Source organism: Salibacterium lacus (assembly GCF_042684865.1).
Lineage (GTDB): Bacteria > Bacillota > Bacilli > Bacillales > Marinococcaceae > Salibacterium > Salibacterium lacus.
The window spans coordinates 41336-59367 of the sequence record NZ_JBHUML010000008.1 but is presented as its reverse complement, the minus strand read 5'-3'; the positions used below and the strand labels follow the sequence as shown (position 1 = coordinate 59367).

The following is an 18032-nucleotide window of genomic DNA, read 5'->3' as shown; positions in this document are numbered from 1 at the left end:
AGGACGCCGCCAGGCAACCAGCAGGACCGCCGGATATTGAATCCGGCGGTCTTTTTTTAGGCACAGGAAAGTATAGAAGGCGGATACGGCAGGTCTTGGGAGAGCTTTTAGGGACACCATCCGTGCCAAAGTGTCCGGTATCCTGATTTAGGAGACACTTTCCCGGGGGACGGGCCGGAGGGTGTCTGGTATTTTGAGATACCGGCCATTTTTCTGCTTCCGCCGGCTTAGGATGTCCCTAACATCAAAGTTACGGACAGTTCCCCGCACGAAAAGTCCATTATCCTTCCATAGATGGAGGGCCCGAACCCCGGCTGCCGGGACCAATAGAACCTTCAAGAAGATCTGAAGTGGCCGGTAGATCCGGCCTGAGGGCTGTTTTCCCCGCGGGAGCTGGAGGAACACGCTCGTCAGCATGGTTCCATCGACCAATAGCGCCGGATAGCAAGCCGGAAACAGCCGTGACCCGTCGTCTATCGAGCAACCCCCGTAGTGCCAATAAAAAAAGACGGTACGCACCGTGCAGCAATGTCCTGCGGATGGGGTACGGCGGATGACTGGGCCCGTGACGATACCCGACATGGTGGAAAGGGCCACCTTGTGATTCAGCAGCTGCTCGAATTGGTCGATAAACTTGTCCCGGGAGCTAATCCCTTACCGGAGCCGGGACAGAGATGGTTGTTAGACTGTTTCTACCGACCAATTAAGCGGTGCATCTATCCGGAAACGGCCTTCAGCCACTGTTTATCGACCAATCGCCCTCCAAAGCCGATGTATTATTAAGATTACGAGAAGGGTGTTATGGGAAACGGTTGGATATGGTATGATTTTTAAAACGTGTCTGTACGCGGCTTGGAAGTTATATAAAAAAGGAGGCGCTTTATGGATGCATTTATTACGCAGGAATCTTACGTGATTATGGGGCGGATTTTATGTGCTGCAGCTCTGGCTGGTCTTATTGGTGCAGAGCGCGAGTATAAAAGGCACCCGGCTGGATTTCGAACGCACCTGCTTGTAGGCACAGGGGCCTGTCTGGCAATGGTTATGGCGTTGTTTGGGTTTCAGCCTTACCTGCAGGAAAATCCTGATATATCTGCTTATGATCCTTCCCGTCTGGCTTCCTATGTTATAAGCGGTGTTGGATTTTTAGGGGCAGGGACAATCATCGTGCAGGGAGCATCAGTGAAAGGTTTAACCACGGCAGCATCTATCTGGGTGGTGGCTTCTATAGGATTAGCGGCAGGAGCCGGCATGTATTTCGCTGCACTTTTAACAACTGTCATTGTTTTGTTGAGTCTGCTGTTTCTCCACAACATCGAACGGTTATTTCAGGATAAACCAACCCGCAAAAGGGTGGAGGTTACACTGAAAAGCGGTGATACGTCCTTATCTGAAATTATCAAAGTATTTGAAGAACAGAATATTCCGGTGAAAAACATAACCGGGAGCACGGAAGAGGGCGGGCAGGAAGAGAATGTATCTTTTGCTTTTGATATGGAAAGTCCTCCGGATACAAATCAGGCTGACCTCTATGATCAGTTAATCAGAATAAACGGCGTGCAGAAAGTGGAAATGGTTATGTAATGGGGCGGCGCTTGATTTTTTTGTTTTTTTGTATTATGATGAAAGTCAAAGATAGTCAAAGTCAGTAGTTCAAAATAGATATAGAAAGGGAAGGAGGCTGGCCCTTTTGCGTAATATTTCAGATGGTATTGAAAAATATTTAAAGCAGATTCTTACTCAAAGCGAGAAGGATTTAATTGAAATAAAGCGAAGTGAATTGGCGAAGCGTTTTGAATGTGTACCGTCCCAGATTAATTATGTGATAAGCACCAGATTCACGAATGAAAAAGGATATATTGTGGAAAGCAAAAGGGGCGGCGGGGGGTACATTCGTATTACAAAAGTAAAGGTGGACGATCACGCCGAACTGATTAATCAACTGCTGATGCTGATTGATGGAGGAATTGATCAGGTGACATCAGAAAGTATTATAATGCGCCTGTATGAAGAGAGTGCTGTATCCAGGCGGGAGGCAAATGTGATGGCATCCGTTCTGGACCGGAATGTTCTATCGTTGAAATACGCAGAAGAGCGGGATTGGCTTCGTGCGAAAATGTTAAAAGCCATGCTGCAGAGTCTGCGGTATCAATAGAATGGACGGGGAGGGAGGACGAAGGAATTGCTTTGTCAAGAATGTCAGACACGCCAGGCTGCTCTGCATTTCACCAAAATCATAAACGGAAAAAAGGCAGAAATGCATTTGTGCGATGAATGCGCCCGGAATAAAGGAGAACAGATTCCGGGATCGAACAGTTATTCTATTCATGAATTATTATCCGGTCTGTTGAATGTTGAGCATGTATCTGGAAACAATGGATGGAAGCCCCAGGAAACAGAGGAACCAAAGCAGCCTGTCTGCGACCGGTGTGGTTTAACGTATGAACGTTTTGCCAGGACAGGGCGGTTTGGATGTGCCAAGTGTTATCAGGCATTTGGAACAAAACTGGATCCGATATTAAAACGTGCACATAGTGGAAATTACCGCCACAACGGAAAAATTCCGAAGCGGGCAGGTGGAAACATGAAGGTGCAGCGCGAAATGGAACAGCTCCGCGAAGAACTGCGCACAAGCATAGATCAGGAAGAGTTTGAAGAAGCGGCGCAGCTGCGCGACCATATCCGCGAACTGGAAAGAAAAATGCAGAACAGGGAGGAGGATGCCTGATGTCACTGCAGCGTTTTATTTCCGAAGCGATCAGCCCGTGGATGAAAAGCGGAACGGGGCCGGACAGTGATATTGTATTGAGCACGAGAATCCGCCTTGCCCGGAACATGGAACATTATCCCTTCCCTGTTTTTGCTTCTCCGGAGACGGCCGAAGCAGTATTGGATCATACAGCCGGGGAGTTTTCATCGATCCAGCTGCAGGCCGGAAGTTCTTTGGAACGACTGAACATGGACGATTTGAATTCCAACGAAAAAAAAGTACTGGTGGAAAAGCATTTAATCAGTCCGTATCTGGCGGAGCGCTCTCAATCCGGTGCTGTCATGCTCAGTCCGGATGAGTCGGTAAGCATCATGCTGAATGAAGAAGACCATATACGGATGCAGAGCCTCTTCCGCGGTTTTCAGCTGAGTGAAGGACTTGACTTTTCCAATAAACTGGATGACTGGACCGAAGAAAAAATAACATATGCCTTTGATGAAAAGCGGGGGTACTTAACAAGCTGCCCGACCAATGTCGGAACCGGCATGAGAGCATCGGTCATGATGCATCTGCCGGCTCTGGTGATGACGCGGCAGCTGAATCGAATTTTACCTGCCATTCACCAGCTGGGGCTTGTCGTTCGCGGAATTTACGGAGAAGGGAGCGAAGCCCGGGGGAATCTTTTTCAGATATCCAATCAAATGACGCTTGGAAAACCGGAAGAAGATATTGTTGAAGATCTGAAAGGCGTTGTAACGCAGATTATCCGCCAGGAACGGATGGCAAGAGATGCATTGATGCGTTCGTCCAGGACGTACATGGAAGATAAAGTGTTCCGTTCCTTTGGCATCTTGAAAAACAGCCGGATTATGGAATCTAAAGAGGCAACGGAAAGACTGTCAGATGTTCGTCTTGGTATTGATCTTGATTTAATCAAGGGAATTTCGGGTAATATCCTGAATGAGTTAATGATTTTGACGCAGCCGGGATTTCTCCAGCAGTACGCTGAAAAAGAACTGCGGGCGGATGAGCGTGACGTAAGACGTGCAGCGCTGATTCGTGAGAGAATGGAACTGGAGAAACAAAACGGTGAGTAAGTTATTTAAAAGTGGAGGTGCGCATAGATGATGTTTGGACGTTTTACAGAAAGAGCTCAAAAAGTGCTGGCGCTTGCGCAGGAAGAAGCTATCCGGCTTGGCCATAATAATATAGGCACAGAACACGTTCTTCTCGGTTTAATCCGGGAGGGAGAGGGTATCGCAGCCAAAGCACTGCAGGCGTTGAACCTCGGTTCGGACCAGATTCAAAAAGAAGTGGAATCACTGATCGGCACCGGCCAGGAAGGGTCGAAAACGATTCATTACACGCCGAGAGCCAAAAAAGTTATTGAACTGTCGATGGATGAAGCAAGAAAGCTCGGTCATTCCTATGTAGGAACAGAGCACATTCTTCTCGGTTTAATCCGGGAAGGAGAGGGTGTTGCAGCCAGAGTGCTGAATAATTTAGGTGTCAGCCTGAACAAAGCACGCCAGCAGGTTCTTCAGCTGCTTGGCAATAATGAATCCTCCGGTGGTAACCAGCAGCAGGCTGCGGCCGCCGGCGGGAACTCCAATGCCAGCACTCCTACACTGGACAGTCTTGCCCGCGACCTGACCGCTGTGGCGAAAGAAGAGGGGCTTGATCCGGTCATCGGACGGGGCAATGAAATTGAACGTGTCATTCAGGTGCTGAGCCGCCGGACGAAAAACAACCCGGTACTTATCGGTGAACCCGGCGTCGGTAAAACGGCAGTTGCCGAAGGTCTGGCACAGTCTATTATTTTCAATGAAGTTCCGGAAATTCTCCGCAGCAAGCGGGTTATGACACTTGATATGGGTACGGTCGTCGCCGGGACCAAATACCGTGGTGAATTCGAAGACCGGCTGAAAAAAGTGATGGAAGAAATCCGGCAGGCCGGTAATGTCATCCTCTTTATTGACGAACTTCACACCCTTATCGGAGCCGGCGGTGCAGAAGGGGCCATTGACGCCTCCAACATTCTGAAGCCGTCACTTGCCAGAGGTGAGCTGCAGTGCATCGGTGCTACCACGCTCGATGAATACCGGAAGTATATCGAAAAAGACGCAGCGCTGGAGCGCCGTTTTCAGCCGATTCAAGTGGATGAACCAACCACGGAAGAGTCGATTCAGATTCTTGCCGGACTTCGCGACCGCTATGAAGCCCATCACCGTGTCACCATTCCGGATGCTTCCATCGAGGAAGCTGTTAAACTCTCGGACCGTTACATTTCCGACCGTTTCCTTCCGGACAAAGCCATTGACTTGATTGATGAAGCAGGTTCAAAAGTAAGACTCCGCTCTTACACAGCTCCGCCTAACTTGAAAGAGCTGGAACAAAAGCTGGAAGAGACCCGCAAGGAAAAAGATGCATCCGTCCAGAGCCAGGAATTTGAAAAAGCGGCTTCGCTCCGTGACAGCGAACAGCGTCTGCGCGAAGAAGTCGAGAATATGAAAGACGAGTGGAAAGAAAAGCAGGGTCAGGAAAATACAGAAGTGACAGCCGAAGATATCGCCCAGGTTGTAGCAAGCTGGACCGGCATTCCAGTTTCAAAAATTGCCGAAGAAGAAACCGAACGGCTCCTTCGTATGGAAGAGATTCTGCATAACCGTGTCATAGGCCAGGATGAAGCAGTGAAATCCCTGTCCCAGGCTGTGCGCCGTGCCCGTGCCGGGCTGAAGGATCCTAAACGCCCTATCGGTTCCTTCATATTCCTTGGACCAACCGGTGTTGGTAAAACAGAACTGGCACGAGCTGTCGCAGAAACGCTGTTTGGAGATGAAGAATCCATCATCCGCATTGACATGTCTGAATTCATGGAACGTCATGCCACCAGCCGCCTGGTTGGTTCCCCGCCGGGATATGTAGGATTTGAAGAAGGCGGTCAGCTTACAGAAAAAGTCCGCCGTAATCCGTACTCTGTGATTCTGCTCGACGAGGTGGAAAAGGCCCATCCGGAAGTCTTTAACATCCTCCTGCAGGTTCTCGAAGACGGTTTCCTGACAGATTCGAAAGGCCGCCGCGTGGATTTCAGAAACACGGCCATCATTATGACTTCAAACGTAGGTGCCAACCTGCTCCGCAAAAATAACTATGCAGGTTTTACCACCAATACTGATGAAGGGGAAAACTTCAAAGACATGCGGGATAAAGTGATGGGCGAACTGAAAAATACGTTCCGGCCGGAGTTTTTGAACCGTCTGGATGAAATCATCGTCTTCCACAGTCTCGAGAAGCATCACATCAAAGAAATTGTTGGTCTGATGGCCGAACAGCTGAAAAAACGGCTGTCAGAGCAGGGTATTGACTTTGACCTCAGTGAGGCGGCCAAGAACAAAATCGCAGACGAAGGTTTTGATCCGGAATACGGAGCACGTCCACTGCGCCGCGCCCTGCAGCGCCAGGTGGAAGACCGTCTTTCTGAAGAACTCCTCCGCGGTTCGATTAAAGACGGAGACACAGCATATATCGATGTAAAAGACGGAGAGTACGTTGTTGAAACGAAATCCGGAGCCAAAACGTAAAAGACAGTATATCTGAATAGCATCAGCTGTTTGTAAAAGGCTCAGGCCTTTTGCGAACAGCTGTTTTATATCAAAAATGAACTCGAACATAAAGCGGGGGACGCTTGATGCCAAAACAAAAATCGAAATTTGTCTGTCAGGACTGCGGGTATGAATCACAGAAATGGATGGGGCGCTGTCCGGGATGCGGCGAATGGAACACACTCGTTGAGGAAATGGAGACATCCGCAAACAGTTCCGGCGCGAAACGTTCGTTTCAGCAGAGCGGAGAAGCATCGAAAAAGCCGGAACCAATAACGAAAGTCGCTGGAGAAAAAGAACCGAGAATAGATACATCTCTGCCGGAGTTGAACCGCGTACTCGGTGGTGGAATCGTGCCGGGTTCACTCGTATTGGTAGGCGGGGATCCGGGTATAGGAAAATCCACCCTTCTTCTGCAGCTGACGTCGGTACTGGCCGAGCAGAATCACAGTGTGCTGTATATTTCCGGGGAAGAATCGGTGAAACAGACAAAACTGAGGGCCGACCGCCTGGGGGTCCACGCTGATACACTATTTGTATTCGCAGAGACCGACATGGATTTGATAGAACAGGCGATTCATCAGATTCAGCCCACAATGGTGGTGATTGATTCCATCCAGACCGTTCATCAGTCCAGCATCTCTTCTGCTCCCGGGAGCGTGTCCCAGGTACGCGAAACCACTTCCACTTTCATGAAAATCGCGAAGTCGAGAGGTATTGCTGTGTTTATCGTCGGTCACGTAACGAAGCAGGGAGCAATAGCCGGCCCGAAAATGCTGGAACATATGGTCGACTCCGTCCTTTATTTTGAAGGGGAACAGCACCATACGTACCGTATCCTCCGCGCCGTAAAAAACCGCTTCGGATCAACGAATGAAATCGGCATTTTTGAGATGAAGGAAATGGGTTTGAAAGAGGTGAAAAATCCATCGGAGATTTTCCTGGAAGAAAGAACACAGGGGAGCGCAGGATCCATTGTAGTCGCCTCGCTCGAAGGAACCCGGCCGGTCCTTGTCGAAATTCAGGCACTCATTGCCCCGTCCAGTTTTTCCAATCCGAAAAGAACCGCAACCGGAGTGGATCACAATCGGATAGCTCTCTTAATGGCCGTCCTTGAGAAGCGCCTGGGGATGCTGCTGCAGAATCAGGATGCCTATATGAATGTCGCGGGCGGCGTGAAACTGGATGAGCCGGCGATTGACCTTGGTCTGGCTGTATGTATTGCTTCGAGTTTCCGTAATCATGCCACCAACCCGGCGGATGTCGTTGTGGGGGAAGTTGGTTTAACCGGAGAAATACGACGGGTGGCCCGGGTGGAAGACAGAATATATGAAGCAGCCAAGCTTGGTTTTGAACGGGCTGTTGTACCGCAGAAAAACCTGGAAGGCTGGACTTACCCGGAAAATATTGAAGTCGTTGGAGTATCGACGCTCGAAGAAGCATTGGAAGTATGTCTTGAACATTCTTCTCTTCAATGGTGAAAAATGTAACTTGTTGTAGAATGTGACACTTGAATTACAATTCGTTCACGATACAATGAAAAATTTCAAAAACCTGTGACAATCAGCTTGAAATTTGCTACATTTAAGTTAAAACCCCTTTGCTGGATGGAAGATATAAAGAAATTCGGCAGGAGGGTTTGAAAATAAGAATATTGTCCATAATGATGAGAAGGAGGTGAGAGAGTGTGCTGAAAAGTATTGTACAATTATTTTTTATTTTGGCTGGAGGCACGCTGGGTGTTATCTTTATACCGGCATTAATATCTTTACTAAATTATAGCTCGATACCCGGTTGGCTCGGCAGTCCATACGTAAGTGCACTTCTCGGTGCAGTTATTGTATTTGCGGCAACGTTCTGGGTGGCAGACCATATTGTTAATGGAATGCGGGCGCTGGAAGAAAAGATTGTGAGAGCCCCGGTGACCGATGTGCTCTTTGGGACATTTGGTCTTGTATTCGGTCTAGTGGTGGCGTTTCTCATCAGTCTGCCGCTGGATTCTCTGTATCTGCCGGTCGTTAACTCGGTTTTACCAATCTTTATCACGTTTTTTCTTGGGTATTTTGGTTTTCAGTTCGGCTTCAAGAAACGTGAGGAACTTAAAAATCTGCTTCCGGCCGGGCGTGCTGCTTCTGCAGCAAAGAAAAAAGAGGAAACAGTACCTGTAGAAGAAAGGGCTAAAGTAAAAATTCTGGATACAAGTGTTATTATAGACGGACGTATCGCAGATGTGTGCCAGACCGGTTTCATTGAGGGAACACTGGTCATTCCGGAATTTGTGCTGGAGGAACTGCAGCACATAGCGGATTCATCCGATGTGTTGAAGCGAAACAGGGGCCGCCGGGGTCTGGATATTTTAAACCGGATTCAAAAAGAGCTTCCTGTCAACGTGGAGATTTATGACGGGGATTTTGAAGACATCCATGAAGTGGACAGCAAACTGGTAAAACTGGCGAAAGTCCGCGAAGGTATGGTTGTTACGAATGATTTTAACCTTAATAAAGTATGCGATCTGCAGGGTGTGGAAGTGCTTAATATCAACGATCTCGCCAATGCAGTCAAACCAGTCGTGCTCCCCGGGGAAGAAATGAATGTGCAGGTTATCAAAGACGGCAAAGAACAGGGTCAGGGTGTCGCCTATCTTGATGACGGAACGATGATTGTGGTGGAAGGCGGACGTGAGTACATCAGCAAAACAATTCAGGTTGTCGTAACCAGCGTCCTTCAGACAAGTGCGGGCCGTATGATATTTGCCAAACCAAAACTGATGGAAAAAGCCTTATAAACGAAGAGCCCCTCTGTCTCATGCAGGCAGGGGGTTTCTTGATGAAGGAGGACATTCCGCCTGGGGTGCCCTGCGCTTTTCTTATTGCGACGTGCGGGCTTTCAAGTTATGATAAAAGAGCCTGATTTTAAAGCGAGCTCAGTTATTGGAGAGGTAATATGAAATATACAGTCGTGATACCGGCGGCGGGACAGGGCAAGCGGATGAAAGCCGGTCATAATAAGCAGTTTTTGATGCTCGAGGACCGGCCTTTAATCGTTCATACCGTCTCTGTTTTTGAACAGGACCCGTGGTGTGAACGGATTATTGTCGTCGCCAATGATGATGAAACCGGCCCGATGAACACGCTGTTCAAGAAATGGAACGTCCGCAAAGTCGAATATATTGTGACTGGCGGTCAGGAAAGACAGGATAGTGTGTTTGAAGGACTGAAGAAGGCAGACGGCACAGATGACGCGATTGTTCTGGTCCACGACGGAGCGCGGCCGTTTGTGACGGAAGGCCATATACACGAGCTGGTCCTCAAAGCGTCGGAGCAGGGGGCAGCAGTAATCGGTCTCCGCATGAAAGATACAGTGAAAAAGGTGGCTGATGGTGTAGTAACCGAAACGATTGAGCGTTCAAGCGTCTGGTCCGTCCAGACACCGCAGGCCTTTCGATTTTCCGTTGTTTATGATGCCTATCAAAAAGCCGAAGAAGACCAGTTCCGGGGGACGGATGACACCAGCCTTGTGGAACGGATGAACGTTCCGGTACATATCGTGGAAGGCGGTTATGATAATATTAAACTGACTACCCCGGAAGATATGGTCGTCGCAAAAGCGATCCTGAAAAAGCGAAGGGGGAAAGGGCAGTGAGAATAGGACATGGGTTTGATGTGCACCGGCTGACAGAAGGACGCCCGCTTATACTGGGAGGGGTGACCATCCCTAACCCGAAAGGACTGGACGGACATTCCGACGCCGATGTTCTGCTGCACGCTGTGGCGGATGCGCTGCTTGGTGCTGTCGGAGGCGGGGATATCGGTGCTCATTTTCCGGATACGGATCCTGCCTATAAAAACATGGATTCTTTACTGCTGCTTGAGCAGGTTTACGAACTGGTGCGGGAGAAGGGGTGCCAACTGGTTAATATAGATGGTACAATTCTTGCGCAGAAGCCGAAGATGGCACCTTATATTGATGACATGCGAAACAACATAGCCCGTGTGCTTGAAAATCCTATCTCCCAGGTTAACGTTAAAGCAACGACAACCGAGACGCTGGGATTTACGGGAAGAGAAGAAGGTATCGCCGCCCATGCTGTCGTTCTGCTTGAGACCAGAGCAGAGTAGAAGCAGAGGAAGGCCCAAAGCACGTATAATAAAAAAACGGAATTAATTATTATGGAAGGTGGAGGATTATGAGCAGCGAAGTACGAGTCCGGTTTGCGCCAAGCCCGACAGGACATCTTCATATCGGCGGAGCGCGTTCTGCGTTGTTTAACTTTCTGTTCGCCCGCAGTCAGGGCGGAAAATTTATTGTCCGCATTGAAGACACAGACCAGGCAAGAAACGTAGAAGACGCCACGGATAAACTGATGGACAGCCTGAAATGGCTCGGTATCGACTGGGATGAAAGTGTGGACAAGGGAGGTCCGTACGCTCCCTACCGCTGCATGGACAGGATCGATATTTATGAAAAATACCTGCAGCAGCTTCTGGATGAAGGAAAAGCATACTATGATTACATGACCGAAGAAGAATTGCAAAAAGAGCGTGAAGAACAGCTTGCCCGCGGAGAAGCTCCGAAATACAGCGGACGAGACCGTGATTTGACACCGGAGCAGAGAAAAGTTTACGAAGATCAGGGAATCCAGCCGGTCGTGCGTTTTCGTGTTCCTGAAAATAAAAGTGTACACGTACCGGATCAGGTGCGGGGGGATGTTACGTTTGAAACGAACGATATCGGTGATTTCGTCATTGCTCGTAAAGATGGGATTCCAACATATAACTTCGCGGTCGTCGTAGACGATCATCTGATGGCCATCTCGCATGTCATCCGCGGGGAGGAACATTTGTCCAACGCCCCGAGACAGGCTCTGGTTTTTGAAGCATTCGGCTGGGAAAAACCAATGTTTGCCCACGCCTCCCTTATCCTCAATCCCGACCGCCAGAAGATGAGTAAGCGGGATGAATCCATCATGCAGTTTGTGGAACAGTACCAGGAGCTCGGCTATCTTCCGGAAGCACTGGTGAACTTTCTGGCGCTGCTGGGCTGGTCGCCTGTTGGAGAGGAAGAACTGTTTTCTCTTGAAGAATTGGAAGAGCAGTTTTCGCTGGAGCGTGTTTCTAAAGCACCGGCGGTTTTTGACAACGACAAGTTAGCCTGGATGAATAACCAGTATGTAAAAGAAGCGGACCTGGACCGTCTCACCAAACTTGCTGTTCCTTATCTTCAAAAAGAAGATAAACTGCCTGATTCATTAAGTGAAACGCAGTATGAGTGGACGAAACGGCTCGTTTCCATTTATCAGGAACAGATGCACTATGCCGCGGAAATTACCAAGCTGACAGAGTTGTTTTTCCAAAGCAGCATCGATTATAATGAAGATGCCAAAGACGTGTTATCCAAAGAGCAGGTGCCGGAGGTTCTGGAGCAGTTTTCAAAAGAACTGGAGGCTCTTGAGGCCTTTGAACCGGATGAAATAAAGGCCGCCATCAAGTCCGTGCAGAAAGCGACAGGACAAAAAGGCAAGAAGCTGTTTATGCCGATCCGGGCGGCGGTGACCGGACAGACACACGGTCCGGAACTTCCGCAGGCGATCGCGCTGCTTGGAGAAGAAACGGTACAGGCACGTCTCACTCACGCAGCGGCACAATAGAAGAATGAAAGCGAAGAAGGGAAAAAGTAGGAGGCGCTTCGTCCAGACAGAGAGAGTCACCGCGGCTGAGAGTGATTTTGGAAGAACCCTGCTGAACATGCATCCCTGAGCCTCCCGCTGAAACAGCAGTAGGCGGGGGCGGCAGCAGTGCCGTTATCCAGAAAGAGAAGAGAAATATCCTGCGTGGATGTTTCTTTTAAACAGAGTGGAACCGCGTTTGAACACAAGCGTCTCTGTGCAGAAAACATGCACGGAGACGCTTTTTTACTACACCCCGGGGGAGGGAAGTGGAATATACTATGTGGAAGACGTTAAAAAATGATATGGATGTTGTATTTGAACAGGATCCCGCTGCCAGAAGCAGGCTCGAAGTAGTATTCACCTATGCCGGTGTGCACGCTATCTGGTCCCACCGGATGGCCCATCTGCTCTGGAAAAAGAAAATGTATTTTCTCGGACGTCTGCTTTCCCAGATCAGCCGCTTTTTTACGGGAATTGAAATTCATCCGGGAGCTGTCATCGGCCAGCGTTTGTTTATTGACCACGGCATGGGCGTCGTAATCGGTGAAACATGTGAGATTAAAGATAATGTGACGATTTATCAAGGCGTGACACTCGGCGGGACCGGAAAAGAAAAGGGAAAGCGCCACCCGACGATTGAAGAAAATGTACTTATTGCCACTGGGGCCAAAATTCTCGGATCGATGACAATCGGCCGGCATTCCAACATCGGTGCCGGGTCAGTCGTGCTCAAAGAAGTTCCTCCCAACTCGACGGTGGTCGGTATTCCGGGTAAAGTAGTCGTCCAGGACGGGGTGAAAGTGGAACGCAATGAACTGGACCATCATAAGCTGCCGGACCCAGTATCGGATAAGTTCAAAGAATTGGAGCAGGAGATTACGGAGCTGAAAAGAGAGCTTGCGGATCAGAAGAAAAATACGACAAAGGAAGGGACCGATGAATAAATGGGGATCACACTGTATAATACGTTAACCCGGCGAAAAGAACCTTTTAAACCGATGTCCGGCGGGGAAGTGAAGATGTATGTGTGCGGCCCGACCGTTTATAACTATATCCACATCGGCAACGCCCGGCCGGCGATTGTGTTCGACATGGTTCGCAAATACCTGGAATACCGCGGGTACAGCGTTCACTACGTTTCAAACTTCACTGATGTCGATGATAAAATCATAAAAGCCGCGCGCGAACTCGGCGAAGAGGTTCCCCGGCTGGCGGAGCGTTTTATCGAGGCATACTTTGAGGACACCGGAGCACTACGGGTGGATAAGGCGGATCTGCATCCACGTGTGACAGAAACGATGTCTGAAATCATCTCGTTTATCAAAGCATTGATAGACAAAGGATATGCTTATGAAGCGGACGGTGATGTTTATTTTTCCACGCGCTCCTTTTCGGATTACGGGAAGTTATCCTCCCAGTCTGTCCATGATCTGCAGCTCGGTGCCCGCATTGAACCCGGGGAGAAAAAGAACAACGCGCTTGATTTTGCTCTCTGGAAAGCATCTAAAGAAGGAGAAATTTCCTGGGAAAGCCCGTGGGGAAACGGACGGCCCGGCTGGCATATCGAATGCTCGGCCATGGTAAAGAAATACCTGGGAGACACAATTGATATTCACGCCGGCGGACAGGATCTGGCTTTTCCACATCACGAAAACGAAATTGCACAGTCGGAAGCGTTGAATGAACAGCAGATGGCGCATTACTGGATGCATAACGGCTACATCCAGATTGATAATGAAAAAATGTCGAAATCACTTGGTAACTTTGTGCTTGTCCACGATATTATTCAAAAGCATTCTCCCGAAGTCATCCGTTTCTTTATGCTGCAGGCGCATTACCGCAGTCCTTTGAATTTCAATGAAGAACTCCTTGAGAGTGCCAAAAACAGCCTGGAACGGATTCAGACGACCGTCAATAATCTGAAGCACCGCCGCGAGGAGAGTGCGGATTTTGGAGAATCAGGCCCCTGGATCGAGACGGCAGCGGAGCATTTGCAGCGTTTTATCAGCGAAATGGATGATGATTTTAACAGCGCCAACGGTATTACGGTCCTTTTTGATCTGGTGAAAACAGCCAACCGCTATCTTCAGGAGAAGCAGACATCCAAAGAGGTCCTGCGTTCCTTTTTGGATACCATCCGGGAAATCGGTTCGGCGCTGGATATCAAGGTCGAAACCTCGGAAGGCATGCTGGATGAGGAGATTGAAGCGTTAATGGAAGAACGGGTGCAGGCCCGGAAAGCAAGAAACTTTGCGAGAGCGGATGAAATCCGGGATTATCTGAAGGAACAGGGCATCATTCTTGAAGACACCCCGCAGGGCACACGCTGGAAAAGAGAGCAGTCATGACAGGAAAAAATCAGTACGTAGATGCAGGACAGTTAAATGCTCTTGCGCTTGCCTATATGGGGGATGCGGTGTATGACCTTCATATCCGCCACTATCTTATCGCGTCGGGAAGTGTGAGGCCGAACCAGCTTCACCGGAGCGCGGTCACCTACGTCTCCGCCGAAGCCCAGGCTGACGTCATGCATGCTCTTTTGCAGCAGGATCTTTTATCCGGTGAGGAGGCAGCCGCCGCAAGACGCGGAAGGAATGCAAAATCAGGCTCGGTGCCGAAGAATACAGATCAAAATACGTATCGATACAGCACGGCGTTTGAAGCGTTGATCGGATACGTGTACTTCCGCGGCCATGAGGAAAGACTGGAAGAGCTTATTGCTTATGCCGTAAAGATAAGAGAAGGGAGTGAAAAAGAATGAAAGACGAGTGGATATACGGAAAGAATGCTGTACTGGAAGCCCTGCGCGCCGAACAGCCGATTCATAAAGTCTGGCTCGCTGAAGGTTCTGTGAAGGGCCAGAGCCGGGACGTGCAGAAACTGGCAAAAGAGCAGGGCATTGTCGTGCAGACGGTACCGCGGAACAAGCTGAATGATCTTTCCGGAACGACGGCGCATCAAGGGGTGCTGGCTTCCGTACCTGCCGTGTCCTATGCAGCGGTGGAAGATTTGTTTGCCGCCGCAGAGAAAAAGCAGGAAAAGCCGTTTTTTGTACTGTTGGATGAAATTTCGGATCCCCACAATCTCGGTGCCATTATCCGTACGGCAGATGCATCCGGTGCCCACGGAGTCATTATTCCAAAACGACGTTCTGCAGGACTGACCGATACCGTTTTCAAATCATCTGCCGGTGCTGCGGCCCACGTGCCGGTAGCCAGGGTGACCAATATGGCACGGACGATGGAAGAACTGAAAAAAGAAGGATTGTGGCTGGCCGGCACCGCAGGAGAGGAGACAGACGATTACCGGACGCTGGATGCGTCGGTCCCTGTCGGCCTTGTCGTTGGGAACGAAGGAAAAGGAATGAGCCGCAACGTAAAGGAAAAGTGTGATTTTCTGCTGTCAATTCCCATGGCCGGACAAGTTTCTTCGTTAAATGTTTCAGCAGCAGCTTCTCTTCTTATGTACGAAGTTTACCGCCGCCGCTCTCCGTTAGGAAGCGTCTAGCATGAAAGATATACTGCTCGTGGACGGATACAACATAATTGGAGACTGGCCGGAATTAAAAGAATTACGGGACAAAAATCTGGAAGAGGCAAGAGACCGGCTTGTGCAGAAGATGGCCGAATACCGGGCCTACAAGGGCTGGGATATCAAAGTGATTTTTGATGCTCATATGGTGGAAGGAGCAGGGCGCTTGTATCAAAAGTATTTGGTGGATGTTATTTTTACAAAAGAAAACGAAACAGCGGATGATCGGATTGAAAAATTGACAGGAGAATTAAAGAATGTGGAAACAAGGGTCCACGTTGCCACTTCGGATTATGCGGAGCAGTCATTTACTTTCGGCAGCGGAGCCCTGCGCAAGTCCGCACGTGAACTCCGGGTAGAAATGGAAATGGTGGAACAGAACATATCACGGGATGTGACTGAACAGGCGAGACAGGAACATATGTCGAATTTCCCCCTTCCACGCGAAATAGCTGAAATTTTTGAAAAATGGCGTCGAGGCGGCCGTTGAGCTGTTGACGCCTTCATAAAAATTCCTATATAATATGGCTATATATTCCTGCAATCTACAATCAGTCGAGGGCGGAGGGGTTGTATTGGGTCTTGACCTCAAAGAAAATGGACATCAGTATACCGGAAGAACAGAAGATGAACTGCTTATCAGGCATGTTCACTCCGGGGACAGTCATGCGCTGGAATTTCTTATCAACAAGTACAAGAACTTTGTCCGGGCCAAAGCCAGATCCTACTTTTTGATCGGCGGTGATCAGGAGGATATTGTACAGGAAGGAATGATTGGTCTGTACAAAGCGGTCCGTGACTATCAGGGGGACAAGTTATCATCTTTCCGCGCTTTTGCGGAACTGTGTATCACACGTCAGATCATTACTGCTATAAAAACAGCCACCCGGCAGAAACATATGCCGCTTAATTCTTACGTGTCCCTGGACAAGCCTCTTTACGATGAAGAGTCGGAGCGGACGCTTCTGGATGTGCTCTGTGAATCGAGTGGAAGTGACCCGGAGGAGCTTCTCGTAAACCGTGAGGAACTGCATGATATTGAAGGCCGGATTGGTGAAGTTCTTAGTGATCTGGAACAGAGAGTGCTGCTGTTATATCTGGATGGGAGGTCGTATCAGGAGATTTCAGGAGAGCTGAAGCGCCATGTAAAATCTATTGATAATGCGTTGCAGCGCGTAAAACGTAAATTAGAGAAGTGTGTCGAAGTAAAGGGTGTCGGTTCTTAATGAATGAGGAGACCTTCAATTTTAAATAATGAAGGTAAGCGTTTTCAAACACTGCGCTGCAGTGTTTCTTCCCGGCTGTAGAGCATGTCAACGTAAATTGACATGCTCTTTTTTTTATGATAAAGTGACCTAGCGTATGCAGAATGTATGTCCATTAGATACTTTGAGTGGCAGTTGAAAGAATAGCCTACGTGTTTTTGGGAAACAACGGAATAATCGGCAGAAACAAACCGCATGGAACGGATGGAAGAAGCTGAGGGCGGTTGTTTTTTTATTTGTGCACAAAAAAGATAGACACATAGTTGGATCAGAGGAGAAAGGCAGCCGTCTATGGAAGGCGGTTCAGCTGGTTTGGAGGTGGCTGTATGGCTGACGGAACAAAAAGCCCGGTGAAGTTTCTACGTGAAGTAGGAAAAGAAATGAAGCGCGTCACCTGGCCGACACGAAGAGAACTGACAAAATACACCATTGTTGTTTTAGTGACTGTGACGTTCTTTGTTATTTTCTTTGCGGTCGTGGATCTCGGGTTGTCAGAGCTGGTTCGAATTATTCTTGAGTAACGGCATGAGCAGAAGGCTCCGAATAAAAGGAGGGAAGGACGGACCGTCCAGTAAATCATGGAAATGAATTGGTATGTGGTTCACACCTATTCCGGTTATGAGAATAAAGTGAAAACGAACCTGGAAAAACGCGTCGCCTCAATGGAGATGACGGATAAAATTTTCCGGGTGCTTGTACCGGTCGAAGAAGAAACTGAAGTGAAAAACGGAAAGACAAAACAGGTTATGCGCAAAATATTTCCCGGATATGTCATTGTGGAGATGGTTATGACAGATGATTCCTGGTACGTTGTGCGTAATACGCCTGGAGTGACAGGGTTTGTCGGGTCTACCGGAGCTGGTTCAAAACCGACTCCGCTTCTTCCTGAAGAAGTGGAGCATATTCTCCGTCAGGCAGGGGAACAGGAGCCGAAAGCTGAAACAGATTTTGAACTGCAGGAATCGGTGAAAGTAACAGAGGGTCCGTTCGCCGACTTCACAGGTACAATCGAAGATATCAACGCGGAAAAACAGAAAATCAAAGTCCACGTCAACATGTTTGGGCGTGAAACACCGGTGGAGCTTGAATTCACCCAGGTGGAAAAGTTATAGAAAAAGCGCCTGTCCCCGGTTGGGCGGAGGCCGGTTCCGGACTTCAGCAAAAGCTGAAATCCATAAAGTTTCGTCCCTTTATAAAAAAACCTTGCGGAACATGGTGTGAAGTGATAAGATTTTAATGTTTGGAATTGATAATGG

At 48.8% G+C, this 18032-nt stretch carries 18 protein-coding genes and 1 other annotated feature; all 18 genes read left to right on the top strand.

Annotated elements, in window-relative coordinates:
• The first annotated feature begins 882 nt into the window (after positions 1-882).
• The gene (locus tag ACFSUB_RS17930) at positions 883-1584 is read left to right on the top strand and encodes an MgtC/SapB family protein (RefSeq protein ID WP_380714654.1); all 702 of its coding nucleotides are present in this window, start codon (positions 883-885) and stop codon (positions 1582-1584) included.
• A gap of 106 nt (positions 1585-1690) precedes the next feature.
• Positions 1691-2155 (top strand): CtsR family transcriptional regulator, encoded by a 465-nt coding sequence (locus tag ACFSUB_RS17925; protein WP_380714653.1) that lies wholly within the window; start codon positions 1691-1693, stop codon positions 2153-2155.
• 27 nt (positions 2156-2182) lie between these two features.
• Complete coding sequence (locus tag ACFSUB_RS17920; protein WP_380714652.1) at positions 2183-2728, top strand: UvrB/UvrC motif-containing protein; 546 nt, start codon at positions 2183-2185, stop codon at positions 2726-2728.
• Positions 2728-3807: a protein arginine kinase gene (locus tag ACFSUB_RS17915; RefSeq protein ID WP_380714651.1), complete on the top strand. Its 1080-nt coding sequence runs from the start codon at positions 2728-2730 to the stop codon at positions 3805-3807. Before ACFSUB_RS17920 ends, ACFSUB_RS17915 begins: the two co-directional genes overlap by 1 nt.
• A 27-nt stretch (positions 3808-3834) precedes the next feature.
• On the top strand, positions 3835-6291 hold the full coding sequence (gene clpC, locus ACFSUB_RS17910) for an ATP-dependent protease ATP-binding subunit ClpC (RefSeq protein WP_380714650.1): 2457 nt from the start codon (positions 3835-3837) through the stop codon (positions 6289-6291).
• Between the two features lie 107 nt (positions 6292-6398).
• Complete coding sequence (gene radA, locus ACFSUB_RS17905; protein ID WP_380714649.1) at positions 6399-7793, top strand: DNA repair protein RadA; 1395 nt, start codon at positions 6399-6401, stop codon at positions 7791-7793.
• 206 nt (positions 7794-7999) lie between these two features.
• Entirely contained in the window at positions 8000-9097 is a 1098-nt protein-coding gene (locus ACFSUB_RS17900; protein WP_380714648.1) for a PIN/TRAM domain-containing protein, read from the top strand.
• A gap of 158 nt (positions 9098-9255) precedes the next feature.
• On the top strand, positions 9256-9954 hold the full coding sequence (gene ispD, locus ACFSUB_RS17895) for a 2-C-methyl-D-erythritol 4-phosphate cytidylyltransferase (RefSeq protein ID WP_380714647.1): 699 nt from the start codon (positions 9256-9258) through the stop codon (positions 9952-9954).
• Positions 9951-10430, top strand: a complete 480-nt coding sequence (gene ispF / locus ACFSUB_RS17890) for a 2-C-methyl-D-erythritol 2,4-cyclodiphosphate synthase (protein WP_380714646.1) — start codon at positions 9951-9953, stop codon at positions 10428-10430. The genes ispD and ispF overlap by 4 nt, the downstream gene beginning before the upstream one ends.
• A gap of 68 nt (positions 10431-10498) precedes the next feature.
• On the top strand, positions 10499-11959 hold the full coding sequence (gene gltX, locus ACFSUB_RS17885; protein WP_380714645.1) for a glutamate--tRNA ligase: 1461 nt from the start codon (positions 10499-10501) through the stop codon (positions 11957-11959).
• Between the two features lie 4 nt (positions 11960-11963).
• Positions 11964-12197 (top strand) — a binding site (T-box leader).
• A 61-nt stretch (positions 12198-12258) separates the two neighbouring features.
• Positions 12259-12924, top strand: a complete 666-nt coding sequence (epsC, locus tag ACFSUB_RS17880) for a serine O-acetyltransferase EpsC (protein WP_380714657.1) — start codon at positions 12259-12261, stop codon at positions 12922-12924.
• Complete coding sequence (cysS, locus tag ACFSUB_RS17875) at positions 12925-14328, top strand: cysteine--tRNA ligase (RefSeq protein ID WP_380714644.1); 1404 nt, start codon at positions 12925-12927, stop codon at positions 14326-14328.
• Complete coding sequence (locus ACFSUB_RS17870) at positions 14325-14741, top strand: Mini-ribonuclease 3 (RefSeq protein WP_380714643.1); 417 nt, start codon at positions 14325-14327, stop codon at positions 14739-14741. The genes cysS and ACFSUB_RS17870 overlap by 4 nt, the downstream gene beginning before the upstream one ends.
• The gene (rlmB, locus tag ACFSUB_RS17865; protein ID WP_380714642.1) at positions 14738-15487 is read left to right on the top strand and encodes a 23S rRNA (guanosine(2251)-2'-O)-methyltransferase RlmB; all 750 of its coding nucleotides are present in this window, start codon (positions 14738-14740) and stop codon (positions 15485-15487) included. Before ACFSUB_RS17870 ends, rlmB begins: the two co-directional genes overlap by 4 nt.
• Before the next feature lies 1 nt (position 15488).
• Positions 15489-16001, top strand: a complete 513-nt coding sequence (locus tag ACFSUB_RS17860; protein WP_380714641.1) for an NYN domain-containing protein — start codon at positions 15489-15491, stop codon at positions 15999-16001.
• Positions 16002-16035: 34 nt separating this feature from the next.
• Complete coding sequence (sigH, locus tag ACFSUB_RS17855; RefSeq protein ID WP_380714640.1) at positions 16036-16737, top strand: RNA polymerase sporulation sigma factor SigH; 702 nt, start codon at positions 16036-16038, stop codon at positions 16735-16737.
• Between the two features lie 365 nt (positions 16738-17102).
• Positions 17103-17297: a preprotein translocase subunit SecE gene (gene secE / locus ACFSUB_RS17850; RefSeq protein WP_380714639.1), complete on the top strand. Its 195-nt coding sequence runs from the start codon at positions 17103-17105 to the stop codon at positions 17295-17297.
• Positions 17298-17354: 57 nt separating this feature from the next.
• The gene (gene nusG / locus ACFSUB_RS17845; RefSeq protein ID WP_380714638.1) at positions 17355-17888 is read left to right on the top strand and encodes a transcription termination/antitermination protein NusG; all 534 of its coding nucleotides are present in this window, start codon (positions 17355-17357) and stop codon (positions 17886-17888) included.
• Positions 17889-18032: the final 144 nt, after the last annotated feature.